General features: G+C 35.4%; 23 protein-coding genes, 1 tRNA gene and 1 pseudogene. 13 read left to right on the top strand and 12 right to left on the bottom strand.

Features of this window, described 5'->3' with window-relative positions; all coding sequences use genetic code 11:
• Positions 1 to 51: 51 nt before the first annotated feature.
• Entirely contained in the window at positions 52 to 867 is an 816-nt protein-coding gene (locus tag ACFEL3_RS03865) for a PAS domain-containing protein (RefSeq protein WP_010962355.1), read from the bottom strand.
• Positions 868 to 1100: 233 nt separating this feature from the next.
• Between ACFEL3_RS03865 and ACFEL3_RS03860 the strand changes: the two genes are divergently transcribed.
• Positions 1101 to 1886 carry an enoyl-ACP reductase gene (locus tag ACFEL3_RS03860; RefSeq protein WP_006280349.1) on the top strand — a complete coding sequence of 262 codons (786 nt, stop codon included), beginning with the start codon at positions 1101 to 1103 and terminating at the stop codon, positions 1884 to 1886.
• 16 nt (positions 1887 to 1902) lie between these two features.
• Here ACFEL3_RS03860 and secD read toward each other — a convergent pair whose 3' ends face one another.
• Entirely contained in the window at positions 1903 to 3258 is a 1356-nt protein-coding gene (gene secD / locus ACFEL3_RS03855; protein ID WP_244263392.1) for a protein translocase subunit SecD, read from the bottom strand.
• On the opposite strand from secD, the gene ACFEL3_RS03850 reads away from it, so the two are divergent.
• Positions 3245 to 3526, top strand: coding sequence for a hypothetical protein (locus ACFEL3_RS03850; protein ID WP_039964338.1), 282 nt, complete (start codon positions 3245 to 3247; stop codon positions 3524 to 3526). The genes secD and ACFEL3_RS03850 overlap by 14 nt on opposite strands.
• Before the next feature lie 129 nt (positions 3527 to 3655).
• Here ACFEL3_RS03850 and ACFEL3_RS03845 read toward each other — a convergent pair whose 3' ends face one another.
• The 6 genes from ACFEL3_RS03845 to rsmA form a co-directional block, all read right to left on the bottom strand.
• The gene (locus ACFEL3_RS03845) at positions 3656 to 3826 is read right to left on the bottom strand and encodes a DDE-type integrase/transposase/recombinase (protein WP_080717647.1); all 171 of its coding nucleotides are present in this window, start codon (positions 3824 to 3826) and stop codon (positions 3656 to 3658) included.
• A 255-nt stretch (positions 3827 to 4081) separates the two neighbouring features.
• The gene (locus ACFEL3_RS03840; RefSeq protein ID WP_080717648.1) at positions 4082 to 4228 is read right to left on the bottom strand and encodes an IS3 family transposase; all 147 of its coding nucleotides are present in this window, start codon (positions 4226 to 4228) and stop codon (positions 4082 to 4084) included.
• Positions 4229 to 4287: 59 nt separating this feature from the next.
• Entirely contained in the window at positions 4288 to 4419 is a 132-nt protein-coding gene (locus tag ACFEL3_RS03835) for a hypothetical protein (protein WP_255322265.1), read from the bottom strand.
• Complete coding sequence (locus ACFEL3_RS03830; RefSeq protein WP_007548354.1) at positions 4419 to 4553, bottom strand: IS3 family transposase; 135 nt, start codon at positions 4551 to 4553, stop codon at positions 4419 to 4421. Before ACFEL3_RS03830 ends, ACFEL3_RS03835 begins: the two co-directional genes overlap by 1 nt.
• Before the next feature lie 63 nt (positions 4554 to 4616).
• Positions 4617 to 6110 (bottom strand): IMP dehydrogenase, encoded by a 1494-nt coding sequence (gene guaB, locus ACFEL3_RS03825; protein ID WP_065095043.1) that lies wholly within the window; start codon positions 6108 to 6110, stop codon positions 4617 to 4619.
• Positions 6111 to 6226: 116 nt separating this feature from the next.
• On the bottom strand, positions 6227 to 7039 hold the full coding sequence (gene rsmA / locus ACFEL3_RS03820) for a 16S rRNA (adenine(1518)-N(6)/adenine(1519)-N(6))-dimethyltransferase RsmA (RefSeq protein ID WP_038228092.1): 813 nt from the start codon (positions 7037 to 7039) through the stop codon (positions 6227 to 6229).
• Positions 7040 to 7117: 78 nt separating this feature from the next.
• Here rsmA and ACFEL3_RS03815 point away from each other — a divergent pair.
• Together ACFEL3_RS03815 and ACFEL3_RS03810 are read left to right on the top strand one after the other, a co-directional pair.
• Positions 7118 to 7190, top strand: a tRNA-Thr gene (locus tag ACFEL3_RS03815).
• Positions 7191 to 7214: 24 nt separating this feature from the next.
• Positions 7215 to 7943 carry a triosephosphate isomerase gene (locus ACFEL3_RS03810; protein ID WP_015588848.1) on the top strand — a complete coding sequence of 243 codons (729 nt, stop codon included), beginning with the start codon at positions 7215 to 7217 and terminating at the stop codon, positions 7941 to 7943.
• 74 nt (positions 7944 to 8017) lie between these two features.
• Here the strand turns inward: ACFEL3_RS03810 and dprA are convergent, their stop codons facing one another.
• Positions 8018 to 9106, bottom strand: a complete 1089-nt coding sequence (gene dprA, locus ACFEL3_RS03805) for a DNA-processing protein DprA (RefSeq protein ID WP_038199450.1) — start codon at positions 9104 to 9106, stop codon at positions 8018 to 8020.
• Positions 9107 to 9167: 61 nt separating this feature from the next.
• Here dprA and ACFEL3_RS03800 point away from each other — a divergent pair, with 61 nt between their 5' ends.
• The 8 genes and pseudogenes from ACFEL3_RS03800 to ACFEL3_RS03765 all read left to right on the top strand — a co-directional run bounded on the left by ACFEL3_RS03800 (position 9168) and on the right by ACFEL3_RS03765 (position 17264).
• On the top strand, positions 9168 to 9542 hold the full coding sequence (locus tag ACFEL3_RS03800; RefSeq protein ID WP_010082601.1) for a ferredoxin family protein: 375 nt from the start codon (positions 9168 to 9170) through the stop codon (positions 9540 to 9542).
• Positions 9543 to 9735: 193 nt separating this feature from the next.
• Entirely contained in the window at positions 9736 to 10521 is a 786-nt protein-coding gene (locus ACFEL3_RS03795) for a hypothetical protein (RefSeq protein ID WP_010082602.1), read from the top strand.
• Between the two features lie 79 nt (positions 10522 to 10600).
• Positions 10601 to 11554, top strand: a complete 954-nt coding sequence (locus tag ACFEL3_RS03790) for a D-alanine--D-alanine ligase (protein ID WP_010082603.1) — start codon at positions 10601 to 10603, stop codon at positions 11552 to 11554.
• Positions 11535 to 12293, top strand: coding sequence for a cell division protein FtsQ/DivIB (locus ACFEL3_RS03785; RefSeq protein ID WP_010962363.1), 759 nt, complete (start codon positions 11535 to 11537; stop codon positions 12291 to 12293). The genes ACFEL3_RS03790 and ACFEL3_RS03785 overlap by 20 nt, the downstream gene beginning before the upstream one ends.
• A 1679-nt stretch (positions 12294 to 13972) precedes the next feature.
• Positions 13973 to 15079 carry a D-alanyl-D-alanine carboxypeptidase family protein gene (locus ACFEL3_RS03780; protein ID WP_010082605.1) on the top strand — a complete coding sequence of 369 codons (1107 nt, stop codon included), beginning with the start codon at positions 13973 to 13975 and terminating at the stop codon, positions 15077 to 15079.
• Between the two features lie 99 nt (positions 15080 to 15178).
• Positions 15179 to 15493 (top strand): DMT family transporter, encoded by a 315-nt coding sequence (locus ACFEL3_RS03775; RefSeq protein WP_010082606.1) that lies wholly within the window; start codon positions 15179 to 15181, stop codon positions 15491 to 15493.
• Between the two features lie 16 nt (positions 15494 to 15509).
• Complete coding sequence (locus tag ACFEL3_RS03770; protein ID WP_006279756.1) at positions 15510 to 15854, top strand: DMT family transporter; 345 nt, start codon at positions 15510 to 15512, stop codon at positions 15852 to 15854.
• Positions 15855 to 16120: 266 nt separating this feature from the next.
• Positions 16121 to 17264, top strand: a pseudogene (locus ACFEL3_RS03765) (transposase).
• A gap of 141 nt (positions 17265 to 17405) precedes the next feature.
• Here ACFEL3_RS03765 and putA read toward each other — a convergent pair.
• From putA to secB, 3 genes are all read right to left on the bottom strand, one after another.
• Positions 17406 to 20546, bottom strand: coding sequence for a bifunctional proline dehydrogenase/L-glutamate gamma-semialdehyde dehydrogenase PutA (gene putA / locus ACFEL3_RS03760; RefSeq protein ID WP_190321123.1), 3141 nt, complete (start codon positions 20544 to 20546; stop codon positions 17406 to 17408).
• Positions 20547 to 20680: 134 nt separating this feature from the next.
• Positions 20681 to 23266: an aconitate hydratase AcnA gene (gene acnA / locus ACFEL3_RS03755; RefSeq protein WP_038199466.1), complete on the bottom strand. Its 2586-nt coding sequence runs from the start codon at positions 23264 to 23266 to the stop codon at positions 20681 to 20683.
• A 14-nt stretch (positions 23267 to 23280) separates the two neighbouring features.
• Positions 23281 to 23784 carry a protein-export chaperone SecB gene (secB, locus tag ACFEL3_RS03750; RefSeq protein ID WP_006279761.1) on the bottom strand — a complete coding sequence of 168 codons (504 nt, stop codon included), beginning with the start codon at positions 23782 to 23784 and terminating at the stop codon, positions 23281 to 23283.
• Between the two features lie 164 nt (positions 23785 to 23948).
• Between secB and ACFEL3_RS03745 the strand changes: the two genes are divergently transcribed.
• The gene (locus ACFEL3_RS03745) at positions 23949 to 24599 is read left to right on the top strand and encodes a Tim44/TimA family putative adaptor protein (RefSeq protein ID WP_010962367.1); all 651 of its coding nucleotides are present in this window, start codon (positions 23949 to 23951) and stop codon (positions 24597 to 24599) included.
• The last annotated feature ends 8 nt before the right edge of the window (positions 24600 to 24607 follow it).

Here is a 24607-nt window from a genome sequence, read left to right as displayed (position 1 = left end):
AATCTTTATAAAAATTTAAGTTTAAACTCAATATAAATAAAAAACAACTTTTCAGAAGGCACCGCTGGTAGATTTTGCTGCCTGTTTTTGAGCTATATTCCCATAAATTATTGATACACTTGGTAATTTTCGCTTTAATAACTGCTTATTAATGGCAGAATGTATACGATTAATTATTTTAGATATACTTTTTACATCGCAGTTAATCAAAACAAAAAGCACTTTATTCTCATCAATATACCCTAGAAAATCATCACTACGGCAATTTTTATAAAAATGTTCTATGATAACTTTCAGTGCATTATTTGTCTCACTACAGCTACTATTTAAGCCAATCACTCCTATAGCTGCATTAATTTGATGTTGAAAGGCAAAATTTAATATAACGTATAACTCTAGAATAGTGGACTCATTGCCCGGTATATCGAATAAGTCATGGTTTTTATATTTTTTACCCATTAGATATTTATCTCTAAAGATTCCTAGTTTATGGGACAAACTGATATCACGTATTAATAGCTCATAATTTATTTTATTACTGGCAAATTGTGCAGTGCGGAAAACTTTTACTTTTGTCCTGATATCTTCTCCCTTAGCATCAATTAAGGAAAAATCTATCACTTTAGGTAGTATATCAAGTAAATCGTGTCCATTTTCGGTATACTCTAAATAATTCTTCACGTTGTCAGCTGCTCTTGTGCTTAAGATATTAATTAATGGCTTATTAAGCAAATTCTTCTCTTCATATTTTAACAAATCCCTTGCAACTTGATTGAGCCCTAAAATTAACACGTTTTTTTTCTTATTATCCTGACAAACAGATACCACAGCATCATCTTTTCTTCTTGCAGTTATGAAATCATCCATACTTTCATTCTATACAGCGTATTTATAAGTATAATAAGATTATATTAAGATTTACTTACTTATTAATATGCTTAATTGGGTATAGGCAGAATGTCATATGGAATGGCTTTGTTGTAGAAGAATCAAGATTACTGTTTATAGACTTCAAGTTACTGCAAAAAATATTTTAAAACATAGTGATATCTTGACTTTACCTAGTTAATATTCCAAATTATAAAAAAACAGATAGTTCTATGACGACAAGTCTATTACAAGGCAAAAAGGGATTAATAACCGGAATAATAAATAAGAGATCAATAGCATACGGTATAGCAAAAACTCTCTCAGAGCACGGAGCAGAACTTGCAATCACCTACCAGAATGAAATAATAAAAGAAAAACTATCACCAATAGCAGATGAACTAAATGTGGAGCTAATATTACACTGCGACGTTTCAAATGAAAAAATCATAGATAACGCTTTCGAAATAATAGAGAAAAAATGGGGTACTCTTGACTTTTTGGTGCATGCAATAGCATTCTCCGATAAAAATGAGTTAGATGGTAAATATGTCAATACTTCACTGGATAACTTCCTCAATGCAATGCATATATCGTGCTATTCTTTTACTGCTTTAGCGCAAAGGGCTGAAAAAATGATGTCAAATGGTGGTAGTTTACTTACTTTATCTTATTATGGCGCTGAAAAAGTTATGCCAAATTATAACGTTATGGGTTTATGTAAAGCGGCACTTGAAGCAAGTGTAAAATATATAGCATGTGATCTCGGGCCACAAAATATCAGAGTAAATGCAATTTCCGCTGGTCCAATCAGAACTTTAGCATCTTCTGGAATAAGCGATTTTCACTCCATATCAGAATGGAATAGAAATAACTCTCCGCTCAGACGCAATGTTACAATAGAGGATGTTGGCAAGGCAGCGTTATACTTATTAAGCGACTTAAGTAGTGGCACTACTGGAGAAATTTTGCACGTTGATTCAGGATATAACGTTGTGGGAATGAAGGTGGTTGACTGAGATCTAAATCCTTAATTCAAAGCGCTAGTTCCTTCGGGTTCATACACAACTCTATCAGGAGTTTTGTGACTGTGATTGCAGAAAACATCGAACATAAAATTCCTATTGATAGAGTGACAGAAAAGCCTCTTATTGCTCCACTGCCAATAATGAACATTATTCCTGCAGCAATTAATGTAGTGATATTTGAATCCAGTATTGTCTTTATAGCGTTTTTAAACCCTTCTTCAATAGCACGTTCCACTCTCTTGCCAGATTTGATTTCCTCACGAATTCGCTCAAATATTAAAACATTTGCATCCACCGCCATACCAACAGTAAGTGCAATACCGGCAATTCCAGGTAAAGTTAGAGTTGCTTCAAGCAGAGTGAGAATTGATAATATAAGAACTACATTAGAAAAAAGTGCAACAGAGGCCAATACACCTAATTTGCCGTAAGTGATGATTATAAATAAAGCCACGGCTATAATAGAGATTGTTGCTGCCATTTCCCCTGCCTTTATTGATTCTTCTCCAAGACTTGGGCCAATGTTTTTTTCTTCAATTATTTTAAGTGGTGCTGGCAGTGCTCCAGATTTTAAAAGTATTGCAAGTTCGCTTGCTTGTTTTTCAGTGAAATTACCGCTAATTTCTCCCTCTCCATTTAAAATTGGCTCACGTATTGTAGGTACTGTTAAAACTGTGTTATCCAGAACAATTGCAAAAGGCTTTCCTACATTTTCTTTAGTGATTTTCGCGAATCTTTTACTCGCTATACTGTCAAATTTAAAATGCACTGTCGGTTTACCTAAATTGCCGAATCTAACTGATGCGTTAACCAGCGAATCACCACCTATTTCAGTTTTGCGGAATATTGGATAAGAATTACCTAAAGAATCCTTGAGCATGACAGTGGTTTCATGGTCTATATCCTGCACCTTGGCTATGTTAGTGTTTGCCAAATGAAAAGCTAGCTTAGCAGTTTTGCCAAGCAGAGATTTTATCTGCTTGGTATCTTCTACTCCAGGCACCTGCACTAATATTTTATTCTGCCCTTGTTTTTGAACGCTGACTTCCTTTGTGCCAAGTTTGTCCAAACGGCGCTGGACATTGTTTATTGATTCTGCAGCTACTTCACTGATCAAAGAATTTTTATAATGTGGTTTATACGAAATGAGAATCGAAGAATCTTTTCTATTTAGCTCTAAATTTGGATTTATCGCATTAATCAACACAGATGCTTTTTTATAATCATCAATACTATTTAAAGTTATAACGCTATTTTGTACGTTAGATTCAATATTTTTTGTTAGCAATGTCTCTTTTATTTCGTTAGCTAGCATGCTTAGCTTTTCCTTAAAATAGAAGTCTAAGTCTATGTTTAAAAGCAAAGATGCCCCTCCTTTCAGGTCAAGGCCTAAGTTTATTCTTTTTTTCGAAATAAAAAGCTTATTATCAAAGAAATTTGGCAGTGTTATGTATAAAGCAAATAAACAGATGCATAATACTGAAAAAGATTTGACTATAAGTCTGTTATACATAAGTTGTAGGTTTAAAATTGTAATAATTGATTGTAAGTTAAAAATAGATTTTTGTAAAATTCTCTATTTGACCTTACCCAGAAAAAGTAGAGAGAAAGTTAAGACGTTTTTATCATGAGAATAAATTGTGCAGGAATGCAATAGTTAATAGTAGAATGTCTACGTTATTTGTTATAAAAGATTTCTATGTATTCAAATATGGCAGTTCTGGTTTGTTGAGCGAGAAGTATCAATAAGCAGCTCCCTTTTAAGTGAACTTTTCTGCAACAGAGTTATCGTAACAACAGCCCTTATGGCTCATGCTGGAAATGATGTTTTTTGTATTCAATAGAAATTGGTAATTTTGAGAGGTATACTGTGACCCTTGATCGCTATGTAACAGCAGATTTTTATCGGGTTTGCGTTTATCAACGGCCATCAATAAAGAATCTATAACTAATTATCATGTTACTCATTAACCACCATGCGTGAATATAGGTCAATTATTGCCGCCAACAACCTTCTTTAGTTTTTATGTAGGTAATCCCAAACTTTATTTGGCTGATCAGTAGTAAAATTTTGATCCAATGTGTTCGGAGCCACAACTCGGTTGCTTATTTGCTGTTTTTTATTTTTGAACCTTCGTCTAAACTTGGCTTTAATGCCATTTTCTTGCATAACACTTTGTACTGTTTTAATTTTTGCCTAAAGCTTTTAATTCAGCGTGAATTTTAGGGGCTCCATATCTGCATTTAGAAGCTTGATGTATTTTTTGAATATCTGCTAGAAGCCCTTCTTTTGCTAATTCTTTACTGCTTTTTTCCTTAGCAACCCATACCACCAGTACAAAACCCTACATAGTTCCTGTGTTTTATAGCAATTTCTATATAAAAGAATACTTTACTCTTTTTCTTTGCCCAGGGCTTTTTTTAAGATGTCTCTTTCTCTTATTAGCTCTTTTTTTAGATCAAATCTTTCTTTGTCATAAGGAGCCTTTGCCTGGAAATGCGTATGCTCCAGACATTTTTCCATTATATTTTCTTACTTAACATACTGCCATCTATACCTAGATCTTTTGCTATTTTTGTACTTGCTTGACCTGTTTCTTTAACCAGCTTAACAGCTTCTAATTTGAATTCTGCTGTATATTCTCTTCTATTTGTCATATTTTGAAAAAACGTTTTATTTTACTCCAAAAACGTTTTAACTTTCTCTCTACTTTTTCTGGACTACTCCGAATCGGTTGACAAATTGGACGTTTGATAAGCATAATTTGGAGCTTCTTGTGTAATGACTATATCATGAGCGTGACTCTCTCTTAATCCTGATGCAGTAATAGTAACAAATTTACAATTTTTTTTCATCTCTTCTATATTCCTATTACCAGTATACCCCATTGCAGCTTGCAATCCGCCAATCAATTGATGGATTACTCCTGAAGCTGGACCTTTGAATGGAACTCTTCCTTCCACTCCTTGTGGAACTAATTTGAGTTTTGAATCTTTATCTTGAAAATAACGGCTAGCTGAACCTCGTTTCATTGCACTAATAGATCCCATTCCTCGATAGCCTTTATATGCTCTGCCCTTATACATAATAATCTCACCTGGGCTTTCGTCAGTGCCAGCAAAAATCGAACCAATCATCACAGAGTCAGCACCAGCTGCAATAGCTTTTGCAACATCTCCTGAGTATTTTACCCCACCATCAGCAATTAGTCTGACGTTTCTTGCTCTACACGCCTCTGCAACATTCTTGATTGCAGAGAATTGTGGCACACCAACACCTGTAACTATTCTGGTTGTACAGATTGATCCTGGTCCTATTCCAACCTTCACTGCATCAACACCCGCATCAATCAACGCTTCAGCAGCCTCCTTTGTTGCAATGTTTCCGCCAATTAATTGCGTATTAGGATACATCTTTTTTATTTCCCTAATGGTATTGATAACGTTTTCGGAATGACCGTGAGCAGTATCCACAACAACTACATCAACTTCTTCTCCGATCAAAGCTTCACATCTGTCTATACCATCTTTTTTACCAGTGCCAATTGCAGCGGCAACTCTGAGACGCCCTTTACTGTCTTTACATGAATTTGGGTATCTATTGTATTTTTCAATGTCTTTAACCGTAATTAAACCTATACAACAAGAATTTTCATCTACGACCAAAAGCTTTTCTATTCTATTTTCATGCAACAATTTCATTGCTGAGGCACTATTCACTCCCTGCTCCCGCACTGTCACTAACTTATCTTTTGTCATCACTTCGGAAACTTTTACATTCATGTTCTGGTCTTCAATAAATCTCACATCTCGGTTAGTTAAAATTCCAACTAACTTGCGTTGATCGACTACAGGAATGCCAGAATAATTGTGCTCTCTCATTAATGAAATTGCTTCCGCAACTGTTTTATCCGGTGAAATCGTAATTGGGTTATACACGATCCAACTTTCATATTTTTTCACCCTTCTCACTTCTAAAACTTGTTCATCTATTGATAAATTCTTATGTATGCAACCTATCCCTCCATGTTGGGCAATAGCTATTGCAAAGCCCGATTCAGTAACAGTATCCATTGCAGAGGATATGAGAGGGATATTTAGTTCTATACTATTTGTTAAATAAGTTTTTGTATCTGCATCGCAAGGCAATATATTAGAATAGGCTGGCAAAAGAAGTATATCGTCAAACGAATAACAAGCTTCCATTTTTTTCATAGGCTTTATTTAAAGCTTATACGCCAATTAATTAAATTGCAATAGGCAAAATTAGCTAGGAGCCTTTAATTGTATAGCTCTAACTGTTTTTAGGAGATAGAAAAGCTATATAGTTGCTAATACATTTTATTGCACAATAAGCATTCTACATTATTTGCCAGCAAACAGAACTGCTCAATAGTTAAGTTTTCTGGACGTTCATTTCCACTCAATTTAGCGTTTTCAAGGACAGTTTCAGCGTGGTTCGTTATATTTTGCAAGCTATTTCTCAGCATCTTTCTTCTTTGAGCAAAAACAGCACGTATTAATTTTATTAAGGTTTCCAAGTTTACTACAAACTTTGGGGTAGGCAAAGGATTTACTGTAATTACTGAAGAATGTATTTTTGGTCTTGGAAAAAACTCTTTAGGTTCAATATCAAATTCCTTTTTTATATCGCATAGTAACTGGCTTAGCACTGATAGAGGACCATAATCTTTAGAATTGGGTCTTGCTGTAATGCGATCTGCTACCTCTTTTTGAAACATTAATGTCAAACTCGTAAAAAATTTTATACTATCTAACCACTTTAAAAATAACGCTACCGAGATATTGTAAGGCAAGTTAGCAATAACTTTAACTGGGCGCTCTATCAGCTCTTCTTCTATAATATGCAGTGCATCCGCTTCTATAATTCTATACTTTCCTTGATGCTCATTTAGCAGTTGGTCATGGTGTTTTACTAAATCTCTATCTTTTTCTATAGAAAGTAGAGACTTTGGATTATGCACCAATATTTCTCTTGTTAATGCACCATATCCAGGACCAATTTCAATGACATTAAAATTTTCCAGACTACCAGCTAAAGCGACGATTTTTTTTGTTATCTCACTCGATAAAATAAAATTTTGCCCTAGACTCTTTTTTGGCTTCAGTAAAAATTTTTTCATATTATTTTCATTATACAGTATTTTAAAAATTAGTTGACGAAAATTCATTGATAATTGTATATTATTAATGTGTTTAACGCCGGCTTAGCTCAATTGGTAGAGCAACTGACTTGTAATCAGTAGGTTGTCAGTTCAAGTCCGACAGCCGGCACTCTCGCCCATATAAGTAAAGTTGATGTCCTTTTTAATAGTAGCAAATTGGAAAATGAATGGAATGCGTTCTTCATTTGTTGACTTTATAGGCAAACTTAACAACAAGAGCAACGAAATTACCTCTAAGCTAGTGATTTGCCCTCCTTTTACGTCATTTCCAAGCAGTATAGAGTTGAACAATAATATTAATATAGGAGCACAGAATTGCCATCATAAAAAGTTCGGTTCTTACACAGGTGAAATTAGTGCAGAAATGTTAAAAGAACTAGGGTGTACTTACGTAATACTTGGGCATTCTGAAAGGGCTAATGAAAAAGATAGTGAAATAAAACTTAAGTCGGAAATAGCAATAGAATCAGGCTTACACCCAATTATCTGTGTGGGTGAAAATTCAGAAGATTATAAGAATGAAAAAACAAAAGAAGTAATAGAATATCAATGCAAAAACCGTTTGCCAACACACGGTGAATATACCGTAGCATATGAGCCAATATGGGCAATAGGCACAGGTCATGTGCCAAATAATGATGCAATTGCTAAGGTGATAGAGGTAATAAAATTGTGTACTAGTAAAAAACACATTATATATGGTGGTTCAGTCAGTTCAGAAAATATAGAAAATTTGCTCAGTATCTCAAATTTATCAGGAGTTTTAATTGGCAGTGCAAGCTTAGATTTCGATCACTTTTATAAAATTATACAACAAGTTGAAAAAAAGTTTTCTCTTATCAATTCTAAAATCAGCAACTAAGAATCCTATAACAAATGGCATCATTTCAGTGTCAAGCATATGTCTGTACGAGCATCTAGTATAGCTAAAGTAATCTAGAAAATTAACGATATTTTATTCCCCGGTGAACGCTCTATTTTGTTTTCCAACTCTAGTTCTAAAAGAGCCATTAGAGCTATGTTGGTAGAAAGTCCGCTTGCTAATATAAGTTCATCTATATCAACAGGTACAGAGTTAATATGATCAACTATAACAGATTTTGCCTGTTGTAATTTTTCTTGTTTTTGGTTAACAAAATGGTGCTCAACATCAAATAGGTTTTTTTGCTGCGGAGGTAAACTAAACCTAATACTCTCTATTATGTCATCAGCGGATTCGATAAGCTTAGCACCGTTTTTAATTAAATAATTACTACCACTACAGCGTGAATCTAAAGGGAAACCAGAAACTGCAAACACCTCTCTCCCTTGATTTAAAGCAAAATCTGCTGTTATTAGAGAGCCAGAACGTTTCGATGCTTCAATCACTGCAACACCTAGCGATAGGCCAGATATAATTCGATTCCTTTGAGGAAAATACTGAGGCTTTGGTTTAGTAGCAAATGGAAGCTCAGTAATTACTAACCCACCGTTCCCAGTGATTTTTTTGTATAGATCAAAATTCTCTTTTGGATACACCACATCAATTCCGCTTGCTGTAACAGCAATAGTGGGATGATTTTTGTATATTACACTGTTTGCTGCAGTATCAATTCCTCTTGCAAGTCCAGAAACGATAATAAAACCAGCTTCGCTTAAATCAAGTGCCAACTTATTGGCAAAATTTCTTCCATTCATTGAAGAGTTACGCCCACCGATTATTGCAATTATCTCACGGCTTAATAATGATATATCACCAAGCGCAGTTATTACAGGAGGACAACTAGGGATATTTCTTAAAAGATCAGGGTAATCTGGGTCACATGCGGGTATAATTTTAGCTCCAATTCTTTCTGCATTATTGATTTCTTCTCGTGCATCTTGAATGCCATACACCTTATCATTAGCCACCCTATTGAGATATTTTAGCACCTCATCTAGCGATCCGTGTGTTCTTAGTATACTAAAAAACTTTATTGGTCCTATGGTTCTAGCCAGGCTTAACCATACTTCTAATTCTTTGTTGTTCAATTTATTTATCTTCATAAAAAGCTTGAATTTCTTATCAATTTAGTGTACCCAAGATAATGCAAATATACAGTGTTTTATGACGCATTTTGTTACAGATAAATGCATAAAATGTAAATATACAGACTGCGTGGAAGTATGTCCCGTTGACTGCTTCTATGAAGGCAAAAACATGCTCGTGATTAACCCAGATGAATGTATTGATTGCGGAGTGTGCATACCTGAGTGTCCAGTAGATGCAATTGTAACTGATGATTCCATAAAAGATATTTTAGAACTAGATGAAGAGTTGCTGAGCAGCGAACAAAAAACTTTCAAGTTATTTTACGATATAAATGTAGAATACTCACAAAAGTGGCCAAATATCACAGCTAAAAAGCAACCCCTCTATACTGCAGAAGAGTATAAGGAAAAAAAGGATAAAACAGCTTATTTTGATGAAAATTTAGAATAATGCTACTGAAGGAAAAGAAACTTTTTGTATTTCAGGGTTGTTGTTTTTGGTTGCTGAAAATAGTTGCGTTATCTAAGTTGTTATGCTGATAAATTAGTATCGATTAATTTAAGGATTAAGGAAAAAGGCTTATTGACTTTTGAAATATTTGATTATAAAACTAGCTGTTAGCATTAAATCTTGGGGGTAAGTTATGAGTATAAATAAAAGAGAAACCATTAAAAAGATTGAAGGGTTACTTTTTCAAGCGAACGGTAATCTTGAAAAAGCATGTGATCTATTATCAACAGTAGAGTTAACCGAAGATGATATTAAAATATTGCTGGAAGAGATGATAAAAGAGTATCATAGCTTGTTTGAAAAGATTTCTTGGAGTTGTGGAATTACTGCAGGCAGTGCACAAGATGCCAACGCAAGCAGCTTCAACGAAGTTTTTAAGCTAGGTTCAAAAGAGTTAGCATTGGCAATGACGTCAGATCTCAGAAAGTCTTATGATCAAGAATTATTTAAGAAATATAAAAAAGAAGAAATGTCTTATCCTGAAGGAGAAGGAGTACAATTTATTAGAGAATTGAGAGTTCTAAGTAGAATACTTACTATATCTTTAATAAGGAAACTTGATGAAGTTTACAAGTTTACTCCAGAAGAAATTGAGCGTTTGAAGGAATATATGTTAGTTAGCAACTATGATATAAGCAAAAGTCTTTCTGATATAGACAAATATATGCATGCACTATCTGCCTTAATTAGAAACTCTTCACTTGATACAAAAAAGATATTTGAGCTAAATAATCGAATGATAATACACACTACAGCCTTAATTGATTTAGTAACTAGTGGAGTAGTGAAAAAAGAAGAAGCAAAAGAACAATCTGCTGAGGATTTAGAAAAGCTTATCTGTGAACAGTATAAAGGTGCAGCAAACACGCCACTACCGTTGCAGAGCACGCTATTTGAAGTGGATAAAAAAAGTGCTTGAAGAAAGTTTATAGTTAGCCAAAGTAGGTATTTAATAAGCTTAATGTAACCATTATGTATGCTATATAGCAAAACATAGAATGCTTATGATTCCAACTATAGCAATTTTAAGTGGTGGATTTTCTTGTGAGAGAGAAATATCGCTTATGAGCGGAAAAGCAGTGAAGAAGGCGCTCGATAGCCTTTCATATAATGCAATAGAAATAGATGTTGACAGCAATATTGCTGAAAAGCTTAAAAAAATTAATCCGGGCCTTGCTTTTATCGCTCTGCATGGACCTTATGGTGAAGATGGCTGCATTCAAGGTTTATTGGAAATCTTAGGTATAAAATATACACACTCAGGAGTTATGGCTTCTGCCGTTGCTATAAATAAAGTGATGTCAAAGCATATATTTCGATCCCTTAATATCGACACTCCAAAAGGTTATGTAATTAGCCGAGAAGATGTACTAAAAAATAATATTAAAATCGATTATCCGTACGTCTTAAAACCAATTAATGAAGGTTCAAGTATTGGAGTGTACATAATTTTCTCGCACGAGGATTACTTAGAACTGAAAAATAATAGTTCTACTATAATGGAAAAGATGATCGTAGAAGAATACATACCGGGCATAGAGTTACATACTGCTGTATTGCTGGATGAAGCAATTGGCACTATAGAAGTACGACCAAAAAATAAATTCTATGATTATGAAGCAAAGTATACAGATGGATTTGCAGAACATATATTTCCTGCTAAAATTCCTGACAATATATATAAAATGACCTTGGAACACGCACTGAAAATACATCAATTTTTAGGATGCAAAACTATTTCCCGCTCAGATTTCCGTTATAATCCCAAAAATAACACTTTAAAAATGCTTGAGATTAATACACATCCTGGCTTTACTGAGTTATCGTTAGTGCCAGAAATTGCAAAATTGGCAAAAGGAATCAATTTTAATGAATTAGTTAAAATTATTATTGAAGATAGTTTGCAGCACAAAAATATTAGGGATTTAAGTCATGTTGAGCAGTATTACTAGAAGCCAAAGGAGTTTTTTGCGTAAGTGTGCCTTGGTTGTTATCACAGCACTTTTTCTTACGCTAATACTTTACAGCTCACTTGATAAAATAATAAATCGATTTAATTACTACTTTACTTGGTACAATGACTGCCTATCTAGTTTATTACTCAGTAGTGGATTTTCAATCGACGAAGTAGTCGTGAGCGGCAATAAATTTACAAACAAAAAGGATATTCTAAGTTTGACAGATAGAACGCAACCTATCCTGTATATATCACTTTCAAAACTTGCCGGTAACATACAATCCGTAAGCAGATGGATAAAACACGTAAGAGTTCACAGAATTTTGCCCAATACTCTACACATTAATATAGATGAGCATAAACCGTTTGCTCTCTGGAAAGATAATAACAAAACCTCGGTAATTGATTTTGAAGGTAAAGTGATCGTAGATGACTATCTAGTAGATGATCTTGTTGTAATTACAGGACAAAACTCATTATCAAACCTAGAATTTGTTAAAGATGTGTTAGAGAGTAAAACTCAATTAAGTGACCACATTTCTTCTTTTGCTTATATAGGGAATAGAAGATGGAATATCATACTTGATAACGATTCCACAGTAAAACTGCCTGAAGATAACCCTTATAGTGCATGGGACTATTTAAACCACTTACACAATACAACTGATTTTACTTTCAGCGATTGGAGTATTATTGATATGCGTATTACTGATAAAATCTTTGTGAAGAGGTGATCTGCTGTAATCCAAGTAGCCCCTTTTCCTGTCATCCCAGTGCCCAGACACTGGAATCCCGCCGCGAACCGTCATACCGCGATTCATTCGCGGTATCTCTTAACATAGATCCCTTATTTAACCGCCATACCTTAACATAGATCCCGCTAACACGTAGCGGGATGACGAGGTTATCGTCATGTCACCGCGAACCGTCATATCGCCACGAACCGTCATACCGCGATTCATTCGCGGTATCTCTTAACATAGATCCCTTATTTAACCGCCATACCTTAACATAGATCCCGCTAACACGTAGCGGGATGACGAGGTTATCGTCATGTCACCGCGAACCGTCATACCGCCACGAACCGTCATACCGCGATTCATTCGCGGTATCTCTTAACATAGATCCCTTATTTAACCGCCATACCTTAACATAGATCCCGCTAACACGTAGCGGGATGACGAGGTTATCGTCATGTCACCGCGAACCGTCATACCGCCACGAACCGTCATACCGCGATTCATTCGCGGTATCTCTTAACATAGATCCCTTATTTAACCGCCATACCTTAACATAGATCCCGCTAACACGTAGCGGGATGACGAGGTTATCGTCATGTCACCGCGAACCGTCATACCGTCACGAACCGTCATACCGCGATTCATTCGCGGTATCTCTTAACATAGATCCCTTATTTAACCGCCATACCTTAACATAGATCCCGCTAACACGTAGCGGGATGACGAGGTTATCGTCATGTCACCGCGAACCGTCATACCGTCACGAACCGTCATACCGCGATTCATTCACGGTATCTCTTAACATAGATCCCTTATTTAACCGCCATACCTTAACATAGATCCCGCTAACACGTAGCGGGATGACGAGGTTATCGTCATGTCACCGCGAACCGTCATACCGTCACGAACCGTCATACCGCGATTCATTCGCGGTATCTCTTAACATAGATCCCTTATTTAACCGCCATACCTTAACATAGATCCCGCTAACACGTAGCGGGATGACGAGGTTATCGTCATGTCACCGCGAACCGTCATACCGTCACGAACCGTCATACCGCGATTCATTCGCGGTATCTCAGCCGCTAACAAGAGATCCCGCTAACACGTAGCGGGATGACGGTTGTCGTTTAGCTATAAATATTTAAGAAATTTACCAAACGAAAAAAAAGGCAAAAGAAGCCCCGTGGTTGGCTAATTACTTACATTATACTTTCAAGTATGGCGTTTTTTTATTCTAAACGCTTAATAACCGCGATTTAGCTGCTTTTTAATGCAACTAACCTTTAGTCATAAATGTTTAAGAAATTTACTAAACAGAAAAAAAGGCAAAAGAAACCCTAGGGTAGCTAGTTATTCACTATCCATTTTTTAAGTTGGCGTTTTTTTATGTTTTAAATGCTTTATAAGCGCATTTTAGCTTATATTAGGTAAAAACCTAGAAATTTTATAAAGACATAAGGTGCACATAGTGCAAAAAATTAAACATGAGACGCCAGATACGTGAGTTTTTTTGTCATTTAATCTGTACAGAGAAGATAAATAAATAGCTTCAGTTTCATGATAAGGGGGCTGGCGAGGTTTGTCAAGGAATTTTTATGCAAGAGATCTATTGAAATGCCCCTGTAAAATTATACTATTAATTAGTACACTATAAATTTAAAATTATAGATATGTTAAGCAGATTGGTAATTTTGCTATTAGTTTTTATACTTCCTTTTTCTTCATACTCATACCAGTTTAGAACCAAAGCAAAGCAAGCAGTAGTCTTAGATTTAGCTTCAGACTCATTCATTTTTGACCATAATTCTGATGAAAAAATGGCCCCATCTTCAATGAGCAAGCTAATGACTTTATATATAGCCTTCGATTATCTAAAAGCTGGAATAATACACATGGAGGATAAATTTCGAGTAAGTAGAAAAGCGTGGGAAAGGAGAGGCTCTTCTATGTTTTTGAAAGAAGGTCAATCCGTTACGGTGAGGGAATTACTTGAAGGAATTACAATAGTCTCAGGCAATGATGCCTGCATAACACTAGCCGAGGGCATTGCAGGATCAGAAGAGAATTTTGTGGCTGAAATGAATGAAGTTGCACAAAATTTGAATCTGAATGACAGTCATTTTGTCAACTCAAGCGGGTGGCCAGATGAAGATCATTTTATGAACGCAAAAGACTTGGTAATGCTGGCAAAAAGGATTTTCACCGATTTTCCTGAATATTATGATTTATTTTCCGAACAATATTTGACATATAATGAAATTGTACAAAAGAATAAAAATCTTCTACTTTTTCACGATATTGGGGTTGATGGCTTAAAAACCGGTTATACAAATGCTGGTGGTTACGGCATTGTAGCATCTGCAAAACGAAATGATAGGAGAATTTTTGCTGTCGTAAATGGTTTAAACACTGAGAAAGAGCGAATAGAAGAAGCAAAAAGATTGATACAATACTCCTTAAATCATTTTAACACTAAGAAAATATTCGTTAAAGACAGCGTAGTTGAGGAAGTAAATGTTCTCTATGGAAAAGATAGAAAAGTGCCTATTACAGTTGCAAACGATGTTACCATAACTTACAACCGCAAATTGCATGACCAAATTAAGGTGCGTATTGAATATAAAGATATGATACCTGCACCCATTAAAAAAGGTCAAGAAGTGGGCAAAGTTTTTGTAGAAATACCAGGTATTGAGCAACAAACTACACCACTTTATGCAGCAAATGACGTGCAGGAATTGAATTTCGTAGAAAAGTTTTTTAGGATGTTGTTTTAAGTTTGATATTAAAGCAATTCCGAAAGAGAGATCTATTGCACTTTAGTGTAGTTTTAACTAACAATTTCTGTTACAATACAAGATTGAAATGTTACGAAAATGTGCTGGTTGTATTTGTTGCTGTCTAGTATCCTAGAGATACTGTGGGCTGTAACGCTAAAGTTTAGTAACAGTTTTACTAAAGTTGTGCCTTCGATTGCAACATTGGTAATTATGATCATTAGCATTTACTTTTTATCTCTTGCAGCATGCTTTCTACCTATTAGGGTATGCTATGCAGTTTCCTCTGGAATATGCACAATTGGAATAACTATAATTGGTGCAACCACTTTCACAGAGAATATTAATTTATCTCAAGTTTTATGTATCGTTTTAATTGTAATAGGAAGCATAGGGCTAAAGCTCTCTATTTAAACCTAAAAATTTATGCATGAATTGGATATATTTACTCTTATCGTCACTAATTGAAGTGTTCTGGGTCATAACACTTAAGCATAGTTATGGATTTACTCATCTCGTACCATCAATAATTAGCATACTCTCCATGGCTCTTAGTACATATTTACTTTCGCTCGCTACACGTTCTATACCTATCGGAGTATGCTATGCAATTTGGACTGGAGTGGGCGCTATAGGAGCTTCGATACTTGGAGTTTACCTATTTGATGAACCAGTTAATTTATTCGAAGTAATATGCTTTATTTTAGTTACATTCGGGATTATAGGATTAAAATTGTTTGATACTGCAAAACAAACTGTTGATAAAATGGAATAAAAGATCCCACTGGGATGAAAGAAGCAGATACTCCATATTGTCATGCAAATTGGAATCCAGACTTTTTTCTATATAGCATGGTGAAGACGGGAAACCGTAACCGTTCACACAATGGCGTCAACTTAAGGAAAAATGTCAGAGATTGTGTATAAAATTTCTCTCCAAATTTTTTATCATTAAATTATCCAAAGAGTGCAAGGGACAGCACTTTTGTTTCTGTTTTATTTCAACAAAGAAGTCTAAAATGTGTCCTTTTTAGGTGAAATATGCAAAAAGGAAAAAACCTTATTCTACAAATTAAAAATATAATATACTCGAAAACTTTTCAGAAAATCCATTGTGTTGAGTTTTACACGAACAAGAAAACTTCCTTTTTCGACAGTATTTTCTATGATTTTAAAGTTAGTTAAAAAAAGTTTGGGAATAGAATGTGAACTTATGGAGCCATTGACATGTACCCTCAAAGCAAGCTTTTTCTAAAGCAAGATATAAGATTTGCCATACAGGCTTTCAAGAATTTAAGCATCCAAACAGCCTATCAGGATGAACCTGAGTTGGAGAGGCTATAGACTTATTGCAGCAGATGGTTCTGGTATGAGATTACCCAGCTCTGGGGAAATTGTATCCGAGTTTGAACCAAATGGAACAACAGGCACCATTGGCAATTTGTTTGTTGATTTGTGTACTTCGCTGATTTGCAGTGCTCGTCTTGCAGCTTGGAATATAGGTGAACAAACGTTGGCGGCAGAGCAATTACCCGAAGTTATCACTCAAATGCGTTTATTAAATCAAGAGAAATTATTATTTATCTATGATCGTCTTCAGTAAAATTCATTCAGCAGCATTATAATTTGGAAGTAGATTTTATTTTTCGCTTGCAAAAAAGAAATTATAGTAAGCTATGGGAACGCTGGCGAATTAGATTTTGATTTTATATTAGAAAATGAAAAGCTAAAAAATAAAATGAAAGGACAGAAAGTAAGAGTTATAGTGCTGACATTAGCCAACTGAGAAACAGAGTTTTTGACCGAGACTTTGGAGCAAAGCTTATGTGTTAAGGTGGCACATAGAGGAGTGCTATAAACGACTCAAAGTAGGAGCAGAGTTAGAGAATTTTTCTGGAGAGGCTGTATTACAAGAATTTTGGGCAAACTTGGTCATGTGCAATATATTATCGCTTCATATATGTGATGCACAAGGGCCTTGGAACCCAGATCAAATTACTGAGTATCGTTTAAATTTTTCAGTTTTATTTAGTGTAATGAGACAGAAACTCTATCAGGTACTTATTGCGCCAAAAAACTTTCAAGCCCTTTTTAAGTATACGCGCTAAAGTTAAAATCCGACCGGGACAGCCGCAATAAAGTAGATAAGCCTAAACGCCATCATGTCTTTAGGAGAGTTTGCTAATGAAAGTTCTTAAGTTGACGCCATTGGCTGAACGGATACGATTTATTTCAGTGCATGAGCTGGTCCTTTTCGGGTTTTAGCGCTGTGTACATAACTGCACGAACGTCTAGTTTAGGGGTAAGAAAAATTAGGGCCCGCAAATTAATCCAAACACATAAGTGTAGTGTTACCACCAAATGCTGTAGTGTTAACACTTACAACTTTTTCTGTAGAAAAACGCTGTAAATAATGAGGACCACCAGCTTTTGGCCCAGTGCCAGATAGTCCTCTACCACCAAATGGTTGTATCCCAACTGCTGCACCTATCTGGTTACGGTTGATGTAGACATTTCCAACTGATATTTTTTTACTTATAGTGTCAATTTGACTTTGTATACGACTCTGCAAAGAAAACGTAAGCCCATATCCAGTACTATTTATATCACTTATAACTTCATTTAATTGTGACTTGTTAAAACGTATGATATGTAAAATAGGACCAAATACTTCTTGCTTTAATTGCGAAATTTTTTGTATCTCATAAATATATGGAGGAAAGAAATAACCATTATGAGAATTTGTATCCATGGGTACTTTAAATAACAGATTTGAATCTTCGTCCTCTGACATTTTTTGCGTATGTTGAGTTAGCATATCGATAGATGCTTTGTCAATTATTGGACCAATATCAGTACTAAGTTGTATTGGGTCACCAATCTTGAGTTCTTGCGCTGCACCGCATATCATTTTTATCTGCTTCTCTGCTATGTCCTCTTGAATAAACAGCACTCTAAGTGCAGAACAGCGTTGACCACTGCTACGAAACGCAGAAAGCAAAGCATCCATAGCCACTTGCTCTAAAAGAGCAGAGCTATCAACTATCATAGCATTGAGCCCTCCTGTTTCAGCAATAAGTGGCACAATAGGACCATCCCTATTTGCAAGCATTTTATTGATTATTTGAGCAGTTTGTGTTGAGCCAGTAAAAGCTACTCCGGCAATTCTATTGTCTGGAACTAATATTTTGCCTAAATATCCACCATCCCCAGGAATGAGGTGTAACACATTCTTTGGTATCCCAGCTTCATGTAGTATCTTAACAGCTTCGTAGGCAATAATCGGCGTTTGCTCTGCCGGTTTTGCCAGCACTGCATTACCTGCTGCAAGTGCAGCTGAGACCTGCCCAATGAAGATAGCGAGCGGAAAATTCCACGGTGATATGCATAAGAAAACTCCTCTGCCTTCAAAAAAGATGAAGTTATCTTCACCTGTTGGGCCCGGCAATTTTTTCCAGTCGCTCAGTTCATTTTTTGCTATCATTGCATAATAACGCAGAAAGTCGATTGCCTCTCTTACTTCTGCTATTGCATCGGATAAAATTTTTCCTGCTTCCACAATCAGAATGTAAATTAACTCTTTCATCCTTTCCTCAAGCAAATCTGCAGCTTTTTCAAGGCATTTAGCGCGCTCTTCTGCTGAAACATTCTGCCACTTAGCAAAAGCACTGTGTGCTATTTCAAGAGCGTTTAAAGCTTGATCGCTTGTTGCACTTGACACTTCTCCAATTACATTTTCCAAATGTGCAGGATTCACTACTTCGATAAATTCAGCATTATCAAATAGTGCTTTTCCATCAATTATTGGTCCAATTTGCCACTTTTTTTCACTAAAACCCTTTATATCATCTGCAAATTGTGAGACTATCACAGAATCACTAATATCCATCCCCAAGGAATTTTTTCTTTCTGGTCCCAAAATATCTTGTGGTAATGGAATGCCTGGATGAGGTTCATAATTAAAATTTATAGCTTTTTCCAGTGGATCTGAAATTAACTCATCGATTTTAACGTTAGGATCACTTATTTGATTAACAAACGAACTATTAGCTCCATTTTCAAGAAGGCGTCTTATAAGATAAGGCAACAAGTCACTATGTTCCCCAACGGGTGCGTAGACACGACAGCTAACATTTGTTGCAAGCTCTGACATTGCATAATCATATAAGTCTTTTGCCATTCCATGTAAGCGTTGAAATTCAAATCCAGGGTGGTTTTTATCAGCAAGTTCCATGATAGAAGCAAAAGTATAGACGTTATGAGTTCCAAAGCATGGGTAAAAGCTGTTTGGTTTACTCAAAAGTTTCTGTGCGCACACGAAGTAAGATACGTCAGTATAGCTTTTTCTTGTAAATACTGAGTAATCATTTAATCCCAATTCTTGCGTACGCTTGATTTCTGAATCCCAATATGCACCTTTTACAAGCCTCACCATAATTTTGTGCTTTGATCGGATAGCAACATCTTCAACAAAGTCAAGAACAGATAAAGCGCGCTTTTGATATGCTTGCACAGCCAAGCCAAGCCCTTCCCACTCAGAAAGTGATTCATCAAGCCGTAATTGTTCAAACAAGATTAAGGACATTTCAAGCCTTTCTGTTTCTTCTGCATCTATGCATAATGAAATGTTGTATTTTTTTGCTTCATGACAAAGCTCTAGCAGTTTAGCTCTCAACTCTTCAGCTATATTATCGAATTGACCAAATTCATAACGTGGATGTAACGCAGACAATTTGATTGAAACTCCATGCGATTTAAAACAATCATTTATTTCAGTGGATTCACCTATAGCTTTTATTGAGTGCATGTATGAATTAAAATACTCTTCTGCATCTTCAGCTGTGTGAGCAGTTTCGCCAAGCATATCAAAAGAGTATAAAAACTTACTATTGTCATCTAGTTTTGCATACCTTAAAGCTTCTTCTATGGTTTCTCCAACAACAAAATGATTACCAAGCATAGACATTGCTTGTTTTACTGCTTTGCGAATGATCGGTTCTCCTAAATTCTTAAGTAACTTAGAAATTGCGTAATAGAACTTCGAATCGCCTTCATTATCTCTCAATATACTGCTACCTATCATCAAGCTCCATGTGGAAGCATTGACAAACAACGAAGAAGAGTGCCCTAAATATTTATTCCATTCCTGATTGGCAATTTTATCTTTGATTATTTCGTCTATTGTATAATCATCTGGTATTCTAAGTAGTGATTCAGCAAGGCACATCAATGCTATTCCTTCATCATTGGAAAGCGAGTATTGCTGCATAAAGGAATCTACAATACTTAATTTATTGTGTTTGATTTTTTCAATAACTTGTTTTGCAATATTATAAATTCTATTTTTTGAATCAGCCGAAAGCTCTGCTTTTTCTACAAGATAACGTATATAACTCTTTTCATCAGTACGATAAAATCCTTGTAAACGTTTTCTGAGTTCATTAGGTTCTTGTATAGAGCTTATCATATATAATTATCTCCAAAAAATACTCCGACACCATATGTATGGTGAAATTATATCATAACTTTGTGCAGAGCAAATTGCTATTTACAAAGGGATCAGGGCTGGCTAAAAGAAGTCCATGCAATAACTTCACTAAATCAAAAAGATTGTGCAAGTATGTAGCTCAACACTCCACCACACATCAAGTATTTAGTCTCAGTTGCGGTTTGTACACAGCATTTGAGTTGAATTGATTGTTCAGAATTATCCTTTCCTTTGATGATACATTCTAGATTTCCACCTGGCACTATTTCACCTTTTATGCTTATTACCTTACTACCATCAAATATCTTTCTGGTTATTCCATTTTGGAATATAAGTGGAAGAACACCCATACCAACTAAGTTGGACCTATGTATACGCTCAAAGCTTTCTGCAATTACAACTTTAATCCCCAACAATAAAGTACCCTTTGCTGCCCAATCCCTACTTGAACCTGTGCCATACTCCTTTCCTGCCACAATGATGAGAGCTTCCTTGTAGCGCATCGCCGCATCAAAAATTGGCATAGTTTCTTGAGAAGGAATATATTTTGTATATCCACCTTCGGTGCTAACCATTTCATTTTTTATTCTAATGTTAGCAAAAGTCCCACGCATCATTACATTGTGATTACCACGGCGAGACCCGTATGAATTGAAATCCCGTGGTTCAATTCCAAGCCCTTTTAAATATAGACCGGCAGGACTACTCGAGGCAATATTTCCCGCAGGGGAAATATGATCAGTAGTTATGCTATCGCCAAACATTGCTAATATTTGTGCACCCTTTATATCGATTTTATTATTTTTAGGTGATAAGTTATCAAAATAAGGCGGATTTTGTATGTAAGTACTGTTTGCATCCCAATTATAGATTTCACTTTTTTCACACTTTATCTTCCGCCAATGTTCATCACCAGAAAAAACATCCTTATACTTTTGTATAAACATCTCACGTGTTACCACACTTTTAACACAATCTTCGATTTCATTGTTTGTTGGCCATATATCTTTGAGATAGACATCATTTCCATTCTTATCTTTGCATATTGAATCTTTTGTCAGATCAATTTGCACAGTACCAGCAAGTGCATATGCAACAACAAGTGGCGGAGATGCCAAGTAATTAGCTTTGACTAACGGATGAATTCTTCCTTCAAAGTTACGATTGCCAGATAAAACTGCAGCAACGGTTAAGTTTTTGTTTTTAATGCCATCTTCTATATCTTTATTAAGTGGACCAGAATTCCCAATGCAAGTTGTGCAACCATATCCAACTAGATTAAAACCCAAAGCATTTAGATCTACCTGCAATCCAGACTTTTCTAAATATTCTGTTACAACTTGTGACCCTGGAGCAAGAGAAGTTTTAACCCAAGGCTTTGATTTTAATCCAAGTTTAATTGCATTACGAGCTACAAGACCTGCAGCAATCATCACACTTGGATTTGAAGTATTAGTGCAGCTTGTTATTGCTGCAATAACTACACTTCCATCTTGGAGTTTATCGCTTTCCTTTGACTCATTAACTGAAAATGATTTAGAAAAAGACTCTGCCACTTGTGAAAGAAAAACCTTATCTTGTGGTCTTTTAGGACCAGCCATTACTGGCTTCACGCTCGATAAATCAAGTTCTAGTGCGTCAAAAAATGCTAACTCATTATTGCCACGCCACAATCCTTGCTCTTTCGCATAAGCCTCAACTAACTTAATCAGCTTTTCTGGTCGCCCTGTTAAATGTAAATAATCGAGTGTTTTCTGATCAATTGGAAAAAACCCACAAGTTGCACCATACTCTGGGGCCATGTTTGCTATAGTGGCTCTATCTGCCAAAGATAAATAATCTAAACCATCACCATAAAATTCTACAAACTTACCAACAACGCCTTTTGTTCTTAGGATATTGGTAACCGTCAGCACTAAATCAGTCGCAGTTACTCCTTCCGGCAGTCTGCCAATTAATTTAAATCCAACTACTTCTGGAATCACCATACTAATTGGTTGACCAAGCATCACAGACTCAGCTTCTATGCCTCCAACACCCCAACCAAGAACTGATAACCCGTTAACCATTGTAGTATGGCTGTCAGTACCAACTAAAGTATCAGGATATATGACTCCATCATTATTACACACAACTTGCGCTAAATATTCAAGGTTCACTTGGTGGCAAATCCCTGTGCCAGGCGGCACTACTCTAAAATTTGTGAAGGACGATTCTCCCCACTTTAAAAATTGATATCTCTCCAAATTTCTTTTTACTTCTAACTCAACATTCTTACTGAATGCGGAAACACTTCCATAACTATCTACTTGAACAGAATGGTCAATCACAAGATCAACCGGTACAGACGGATTTATATTGCTTGGGTTTCCTCCATTTTTCTTAACATAGTCCCGCATTGAAGCTAGATCAACAACAGCAGGAACCCCTGTAAAATCTTGCATCAACACCCTTGCTGGTTTATAGCTAATTTCGTGATTAGTGTGTTTATTAACGCAGTCTGCTAGTACTCTTATGTCATCTAGCTTTACGTTTACTCCATCTTCATTGCGCAATAAACTTTCAAGCAGAACCTTAAGTGAGCAAGGCAATTTAGTCACATCTATTCCTAAAAATTCACTAGCACTACTTAGGCTAAAATAGTTGTATGACTTCCCGTCAATGTTTAAAGTCGTTTTTGCATTTAAAGAATTGTTCATCCTATCACACTATATTAGTTAAAATTGGAATTACTACCGTTACTTTTTTGTTGTTGACCTTGCTGCTCATACATAGTTTCAAAATCTATAGGATCTAGCATCAGTGGGGGAAATCCACCACTACTTGTAACTCTTGCAATTATTTCTCTTGCAAAAGGGAAAAGAAAAGTAGGTCCGCCAATAAACAAAGCTTGTCTTACCTCTTCCTCACTCAACTCTTTTAAATTTTCTATTGAAAAAATGCCACAATATTTCGTCTCACAAATGAAAGCTACACCATCTTTTATGCCTTCATCTTTTACCGTTGCTTTGACTTCTATATGCAAAGTAATTTCATGAAAAGATTTTTCTTCATTCACTTCTTCTTTGTTTTTCGTCCCTTCTAATTTTGCTGAATTGATATTAACCATTACATTAATATCTGGAGCTTTACTAGAAGAAAGGAATGGCGAATTCGGATTCTCAAATGATAGATCTTTAACATATTGACCGTGAATTCTCATTTTTTGTTGTGGCATTTCTTACGTCTCCTTTAATTAAGTTGAGATATTTAATACTTTCTTATATAATATATTCATTTACAAACGAATAGCAAACCTGATTATAAGTTGATATGAAAAACATATTTTCATTAATAATTAATAATGTTCGGATACTTTATATGCCAAGGAGTTGAGTTACTATGATAGAGCTTGTAATATATGCTTTATTAGCGGCGTTCATTTTTTCACGTTTGTATAATTCTTTAGGAAGGTCAGCCAACCTCAACCTAAAAAAGCTAACTAATGTATTGGATGTAAGCCGAAGTAGAGAAGATGTAGTAGAAAACATTGAGGGTTACATTGATAGCAATGATGAAAATTCAATAAAAGTTACTTATAAACAAATATTAAAAAAAAACAAAGATTTTTCTATTTCCCACTTTATAGAAGGTTCAAGCATAGCTTTTGAATTAATAATAAAATGTTTCAATCAAGGAAATTTGTCTCAGTTAAAACCACTTCTCGATAAAGACTTATATGATAATTTTGCAGAGAAGATTAAACATCGTAAAGAGGTGCACGAGTCTATAATTGTTTCTATCGTTTCACAAAAGATTTTAGAAATAAAGCTAGTAAAAAACGCAGTGTTTATTGCAGTATATTTCCTTTCAGAGCAAATTAACTTCGTTAAGAACAATGAAGGAGATATAATATCAGGTAGTACATCCACTATTAATAAAGTTGAGGATGTATGGCAATTCAAAAAAAATGTTAATTCATCAGACCCAAGCTGGTTGCTTGTTTCTATTCACTATAAAAAGACAAGTAACGATAAGACAAATGATAAGTAAGATGAGTT

This window comes from Wolbachia endosymbiont (group A) of Opomyza germinationis, from assembly GCF_964264765.1.
Lineage (GTDB): Bacteria > Pseudomonadota > Alphaproteobacteria > Rickettsiales > Anaplasmataceae > Wolbachia > Wolbachia pipientis.
This window is presented reverse-complemented; position numbering and strand designations above follow the sequence as displayed.